The following is a 7133-nucleotide window of genomic DNA, read 5'->3' on the forward strand; positions in this document are numbered from 1 at the left end:
CGTATAACTATGCGATTTGCATATCCCCTCTTGGAGAGGGACAGGATTTATAAATAAACACACAAATAACTGCATATCAATTGTTTATTATTTTATTGATAATACACTACGGGTATAAACTAATGGAAAGGAATTCCCTACTCCTTCAAATCTCAAAGAAAACTTAAAATTACTCCCTCTTTCTCGCCGTTTTTTAGTAATTTAGCTTTACTTCCAATATAAGGATAAGCTATCCGAAAAACCAATTCATTAATATTTTACAAGTCCATCTCAACTCCACCTTAAGTCCACGTTAAGTCCACCTCAACTGCACTCTTACCTTAACCTTGATGGTGTGTTACACTAACATACCATTATACCTCTAGCACAATTATTTAATCTTACTTACACGGTTCTTTATTGTTTTTAAACAAAATTGAAGCAAAACATTACGGATCAATAATGGATTTTAGTCCAAAAACTAAATTTCCTTAGACTTTCATTCTTTTAGTTTGGAATATTTAATAATACAACCCGGGCTTATAAGTTTTGCGCAATCACATAGCCACTTGCCCAAGCCCATTGAAAATTATAACCGCCCAGCCAACCTGTAACATCAACACACTCGCCACCAAAATAACAAGCTGGCATTTTTTTGCTTTCTAATGTTTTAGACGAAAGTTCGTTAGTATCAATGCCCCCACGCATTACCTCGGCTTTGTCATAACCTTTATCGCCGGCGGGTTTCACTTTAAAATGATGGATAGTTTGTTCCAATTGCTCCATTTCTGCTTTTGTTAAATCGGCAATGGTTTTACTTAAAGGCAAAAATTTACCCAAGGCATCGGTAAACTTTTTGGTGTAAAATCTATTTAACAACGTAGCTAAGTGAACGCGTCCATTTTGCTGACGTTCAGTATTTAAAACAGCAGTAATATTTTGATTTGGCAGTAAATCAATTTCAATTTCTTGACCTGGGCGCCAATAGCTCGAAATTTGTAAAATAGCTGGACCACTTAAGCCCCAGTGCGTAAATAAAATATTTTCTTCGAAACTCATCTCCTCATTACTTACCCTACAAAAAACCGAATTACCCGACAGCTGCGTAAACCAAGCTTCGTCTTTACCGGTAATAGTTAAGGGTACTAGAGCTGGTGCTGTTTCAACAATATTTAATTGATGTTTCTTGGCAAATCTTAGTGCAAAATCTGTTGCGCCCATTTTAGGAATTGGCAGGCCGCCGGTGGCAATTACCAATTTTGGCGACTTTAAGGTTTTTATTTTGCCGTTATGCTGATAATTGACTTGATATTGTCCCTGTTCGTTCTCAATTGCTATTACTTCTGCACTGCAAATGATTTGTTGTTCCATTTCTGCACAAAGTGAGGTAAACACTTCAACCACATCTTTTGCATTTTTCCCATCTGGAAACAGCTGTCCTAAGGTTTTCTCTGCGCCGTAAATGCCATAGGTTTCAAAAAAGCTGATGGTATCTTCTACCGTCCATTGTTTAAAGGCCGATTTTACAAAATGTTCATTGGCAGAAATAAACTGCTCGTGTGTTGCGCCAATATTGGTGTAGTTACAGCGACCGCCACCAGAAATTAAAATTTTAGCACCAGGTTTATCTGCTTTTTCTAATACAATAACTTTCTTTCCCAAAAAGCCAGCTTGTACGGCACACATTAATCCGCAAGCACCAGCACCAATAATTATTGCATCGTAATCCATTTTTAAGTTAAAAGCTAAGAGTTGAAAGTTAAAAGTAGTGCAAAAGTAAAAAATGCCAAGCATTTGTCTGGTTTTTCATTTAGGTTCTTTGCATTAAGATTTTATTGCAAAGGTTTTGGGAGTTTTGCGAAGTACCGCAAAGTTATAAGTGAACTTTTGTAAAAAGCCCTGATTGTAGTGGAAATACTTTTTGCTGTACAACAACTTAGACCTCTTAGGTTTTGAAAACCTAAGAAACATGGCACAAATATTAACAAAAAAATTTTAACGAAAAGCAGGACTTTCGGAAAATAGCAGTACTGGCATTGCGCTTCTAATTGTAAGCTAATGTAGAACTAGCACAAACTGTATGCTTATTTTTTGCTATTTTTGTTGCAAATTAAAGTGATAATGGCAAAACAAATTAGCGAGTTAAAATTAGGTATTTTGGGTGGTGGACAATTGGGCAGGATGTTAATTCAGGAGGCAATTAACTACAATTTAACCACTTTGGTGCTAGACCCAGATGCTGATGCTCCGTGTAAACACATTGCCAATTATTTCGAAATTGGTTCTATTACCGATTATGATACGGTGTATAATTTTGGTAAAAAAGCCGATATTATTACTATCGAAATTGAAAAGGTGAACGTAGATGCGCTGGAACAATTAGAGCGAGAAGGAAAATTGGTTTATCCGCAATCGAGAGTAATTAGGTTAATCCAAGATAAAGGTGTACAAAAGCAATTTTTTAAGGAAAATGACATTCCTACGGCTCCTTTCATGTTGGTAAATTCGAAGGAAGATTTGAGCAGTGGTAAATTTCCTTTTCCATATTTTTTGAAATTGCGTAAAGATGGTTACGATGGTAAGGGTGTGATGAAAATTAGCACTGCCGCCGATGTTAAAAATGCCTTTGATGCGCCTACTTTAATTGAAGAATTGGTGCATTTTGAAAAAGAAATTGCGGTAATTGTAGCTAGAAATGTCAATGGCGATATAAAAACTTTTCCGATGGTAGAAATGGAATTTAACCCTGAGGCCAACTTGGTAGAGTTCTTAATTTCGCCATCAACTTATCCAGAAAGTATTCAAGAAAGAGCGGAAAAAATTGCCAAAGATATTGCTGCCGGCTTAAATATTACTGGTATTCTAGCCGTAGAAATGTTTATCACTAAACATGGCGATATTTTGGTAAACGAATTGGCTCCTCGTCCGCATAATAGTGGACACCAAAGTATAGAGGGCAATTATACCTCGCAGTTTGCACAACATTTAAGGGCTATTTTTAATTTACCTTTAGGCGATACGCGTTCTATTTCGAATGCCATTATGGTAAACGTTTTAGGCGAAAGAGGCCATGAAGGCATAGCTAAGTACGATGGATTGGAAAAGATCATGTCTATCGATGGTGTTTACGTGCACTTATATGGCAAGAAATATACTAAGCCGTTTCGTAAAATGGGGCATTTAACCATTATTGACCAAAACCGAGAAAAGGCCATTGAGAAAGCTAGATTTGTACAACAAACTTTGAAAGTGATTTCTTAGCGGATAAAGGAGTAAGGAACAAGGATAAAGGAGTAAGGAACATGGATAAAGGAGCAAGGAACAAAGATAAAGGAGTAAGGAACAAGGATAAAGGAGTAAGGATATAAAGAATAAGGATGTGGATAGAGGTTTTAAAAAACCAAAAAACCAACCATCCGAACAACTATATAAACTAAACAAAAATGAAAGTTGGTATTATCATGGGCAGCAAGTCTGATTTGCCTGTAATGCAAGATGCGGCAGATATTTGTACAGCATTTGACGTAGATTTTGAAATTACGGTAGTTTCGGCACACCGCACGCCCGATAGAATGTTCTCTTATGCTAAAGAAGCTGCCAGTCGTGGTATTAAAGTGATTATTGCTGGTGCTGGTGGTGCAGCGCATTTACCTGGCATGGTGGCGTCTATTACTACTGTTCCGGTAATCGGTGTTCCGGTAAAATCATCGAACTCTATTGATGGTTGGGACAGTATTCTTTCAATCCTGCAAATGCCAAATGGTATTCCGGTGGCTACAGTTGCTTTAAATGCGGCTAAAAATGCGGGCTTGTTGGCAGTACAAATATTATCTACGGCGAAACCTGAGCTAGCAGAAAAAATGCAAGCTTATAAAGACGATTTAAGGCAGAAAGTTGAGCAAACTGCTGCTGAAATGGAAGAGTAGTCGGAAAGTCGTCGAAGTCCGAAAGAGATAGAGAACCTAGCCTTTCGGATTTTTTTGTCTAACTAGTTCGAAAGTCGGGAAGTTTATAGCCCGAAAGATATATTAGTTTGCAATTTTTGACAGCCATATCTTTCGTACTTTTCCGACTAAAAACTTTCGGACTAATATCAATTCAAATTCGGGTCTATAGGAAAATTACTCACATGAGCATACTTAGGGCCTAAGTTGATGATTACCTCTTTCCAAAGTTCTTCTTCGTTTTGCGAAAATATAGTGTCTTGGTGATATTGGTCTGAAACAATCCAGGTGTTAGTTGCCAGCTCGTCTTCTAATTGGTTAAAACCCCAGCCAGAGTAACCTAAAAAGAACTTTACTTCGTCTTCCTGAATACTATTATTGTTAATCAGTATTTTTAGCGTTTCAAAATCTCCACCCCAATACAGGCCATCTATAATTTCTTCTCCACTATTCAATTTATCATAGCAACGGTGTACAAAGTGAATGGTATCAACTTCTACAGGGCCACCAATAAATACGGGAAAATCTGCTTCCCATAAATCGGGGACTAAATCTTTTACTAGCAAATTACTTGGTTGGTTTAAGATAAACCCCATTGCTCCCTCTTCGCCGTATTCGGTAAGCAAAATTACCGCACGCTTAAAATTTGGATCGGCTAAAAAAGGTTCCGAGATTAATAACCTACCCGCAGATGGATTTAATAAGCTTAACATAATGGTAAATTAACAAAATTTAATCGAAACTAGCGATCAATCCTGTAGTATAAAACGGATATAATTCTGGGTAAAAATTAAAAAATGTAAGGCCACAAACGTACTTTTGTTTCATGAAGCTTACTAAAGAAATGGTACAAAACTTAAGGCAAGACTACAAAGCTGCCGAATTAAGTGAAAAAGACATTGTAAACGATCCGATAATGCAATTTGAGAAATGGTTTTCGGATGCGGTAAATGCTCAAATTTTTGAGCCTAATGTGATGACATTGGCTACAGCAGATAAATCTGGGCGGCCAAATGCTAGAATTGTACTTTTAAAAGGTTTTGATAAAGATGGTTTTAGTTTTTACACCAACTATTTAAGCCAAAAAGGAAAAGAGCTGAAGAAAAATCCGTTGGCATGCTTGGTGTTTTTTTGGGGAGAGCTAGAGCGCCAGGTAAGAATTGAAGGTAAAATAGAAAAGCTAGACAAGGAAACTTCTGAAGCTTATTTTCACTCCCGCCCCATTGGTAGCCAAATTGGTGCCATTGCTTCGCCACAAAGCCAGGTAATAGCAGATAGAAATATCTTAGAAAACAAGGTGGAAGAACTCACCAAACAATACGAAGGTAAAACGATACCTAAACCGGCACACTGGGGCGGCTATATTCTAAAACCAACAGTAATTGAGTTTTGGCAAGGTAGATCGAGCCGTTTACACGACAGGATTAAATATACTTTTGTAAATGGCAGTTGGAAAATTGAGCGATTGGCACCCTAAAAGCTTAAAGCGTATATTACTAAATTCTAACAAACCAAAAAACAAAACAGTTAACCAACCAGTAATGAACCAAACCAAACACCCTAAACAGCTCTACCTCCTATTTTTTACCGAAATGTGGGAGCGTTTTTCGTTCTACGGAATGAAGGCCTTGCTGTTGGCCTATATGGTTACCCAACTAAAATTCGACGAACCAAAAGGTTATGCCATTTTAGGTGCTTACTCGGCGTTGGTTTATACCATGCCCATGTTTGGTGGAATGTTGGCCGATAAGTTTTTAGGATACCGACGGGCCATTATTTTTGGTGGTATAATGATGGCCATTGGCCACATAGTATTAGCCATACCTCAAGATTGGAGTTTTTTTTATGGCATGGCATTTATCATTTGCGGAAATGGTTTTTTCAAACCTAACGTTTCGAGTTTGGTAGGTACGTTGTACGACAATAACGACCCTCGCAAAGACAGCGCATTTTCGCTCTTCTACATGGGCATAAATATTGGCGCAGCTTTGGGTGGCTTACTTTGTGGTTACGTTGGCCAGCAAATAAATTGGCATTATGGCTTTGGCTTGGCAGGTATTTTTATGGTTTTAGGTTTAGTGATTTTCATTATCGGAAAATCATCATTAAAGGAAAAAGGCTTACCATTAACAAATGATTTACACCGAAAAATAGGTGGTTTCATCTCTGTAGAATGGACGGTTTACTTATTAACCTTTGTAACTTTACCTTTAATTGTAACCCTGTTTAATTATTATGAAGCACTAGATAGTATTATGTTAGTGCTTGCAATTGTTTCTGTTGCTTATATTTTATACTTATCGTTTAAGCTTGAAAAAGAAGCAAAATTCAAATTGCTTGCTGCCTTAATTTTGGTGGTAGTTTCTACTATATTTTGGGCTTTTTACGAACAAAATGCAGGTTCGTTAAACTTATTCGCCATGCGAAATGTAGATATGCAGGTTTTCGGAATTGCGCTCCCAGCCCTTGCAGTTAACAACTTTTTGCCTCCAGGCTGGGTAATTATTTTAAGCTTTGTATTTGCTGCTTTGTGGCCTTGGCTCAATAAACGCGGCTTAGAACCCTCTACGCCAGCAAAATTTGCTTTTTCATTTATCTTCGTTGCAATGGGTTTCTTCACTTTTTATTTAGCCTGTCAAGCTAGCTTAAGCCATGGTTTAATTCCATTGGTGGCTTTTGCTGGCGGATATTTCTTTATCATTTGTGGTGAGATGTGTATTTCTCCAGTGGGCTTATCTATGATTACCAAATTGTCGCCAACCAATATTGTAGGTTTAATGATGGGCATTTTCTTCTTTTTCACTGCCATTGGCGAATTTTTAGCAGGTAAAATTGGTGCGCTAATGAGTATCCCAAAAGATATTATAGCGGCAAACAACCCCGTGCTATCGCTACCCTATTATGCCAATGTATTGTTACAGATCTCTATTTTTTCTGCAGGTGTTGGGGTATTTATTTTCTTTCTTGTTCCACTATTAAAAAAATGGATGGGCGATATCAGATAGTTTAACACGATTTAACGAGATAGCTCAAAAACTGTTTAAAAATGGGATAACCATTTAACAGGTTAAGTTTGGTGGGGACACCAAACTCTAGCGGGCCGCTATAGGCAGGTGGGGAAAAAGATATTATAGCGGCAAACAACCCCGTGCTATCGCTACCCTATTATGCCAATGTATTGTTACAGATCTCTATTTTTTCTGCAGGTGT

6 protein-coding genes are annotated in these 7133 nt (G+C 37.6%); 4 read left to right on the forward strand and 2 right to left on the reverse strand.

From position 1 onward, the window contains the following. Window positions 1-519 precede the first annotated feature (519 nt). The gene (locus tag B3I52_RS07915; RefSeq protein ID WP_293300167.1) at window positions 520-1710 is read right to left on the reverse strand and encodes an NAD(P)/FAD-dependent oxidoreductase; all 1191 of its coding nucleotides are present in this window, start codon (window positions 1708-1710) and stop codon (window positions 520-522) included. A gap of 390 nt (window positions 1711-2100) precedes the next feature. Here B3I52_RS07915 and B3I52_RS07920 point away from each other — a divergent pair, with 390 nt between their 5' ends. Together B3I52_RS07920 and purE are read left to right on the forward strand one after the other, a co-directional pair. Then, window positions 2101-3240, forward strand: a complete 1140-nt coding sequence (locus tag B3I52_RS07920) for a 5-(carboxyamino)imidazole ribonucleotide synthase (protein ID WP_293300169.1) — start codon at window positions 2101-2103, stop codon at window positions 3238-3240. 182 nt (window positions 3241-3422) lie between these two features. After that, the gene (gene purE, locus B3I52_RS07925; RefSeq protein ID WP_293300170.1) at window positions 3423-3905 is read left to right on the forward strand and encodes a 5-(carboxyamino)imidazole ribonucleotide mutase; all 483 of its coding nucleotides are present in this window, start codon (window positions 3423-3425) and stop codon (window positions 3903-3905) included. Between the two features lie 167 nt (window positions 3906-4072). Here purE and B3I52_RS07930 read toward each other — a convergent pair whose 3' ends face one another. Beyond that, complete coding sequence (locus B3I52_RS07930) at window positions 4073-4636, reverse strand: YqgE/AlgH family protein (protein WP_293300171.1); 564 nt, start codon at window positions 4634-4636, stop codon at window positions 4073-4075. 113 nt (window positions 4637-4749) lie between these two features. Between B3I52_RS07930 and pdxH the strand changes: the two genes are divergently transcribed. Together pdxH and B3I52_RS07940 are read left to right on the forward strand one after the other, a co-directional pair. Further along, entirely contained in the window at window positions 4750-5400 is a 651-nt protein-coding gene (gene pdxH, locus B3I52_RS07935) for a pyridoxamine 5'-phosphate oxidase (protein WP_293300172.1), read from the forward strand. Beyond that, the gene (locus tag B3I52_RS07940; protein ID WP_293300174.1) at window positions 5366-6928 is read left to right on the forward strand and encodes a peptide MFS transporter; all 1563 of its coding nucleotides are present in this window, start codon (window positions 5366-5368) and stop codon (window positions 6926-6928) included. Before pdxH ends, B3I52_RS07940 begins: the two co-directional genes overlap by 35 nt. The last annotated feature ends 205 nt before the right edge of the window (window positions 6929-7133 follow it).

The sequence above is a fragment of the Pedobacter sp. UBA4863 genome (assembly GCF_002399615.1).
Lineage (GTDB): Bacteria > Bacteroidota > Bacteroidia > Sphingobacteriales > Sphingobacteriaceae > Pedobacter.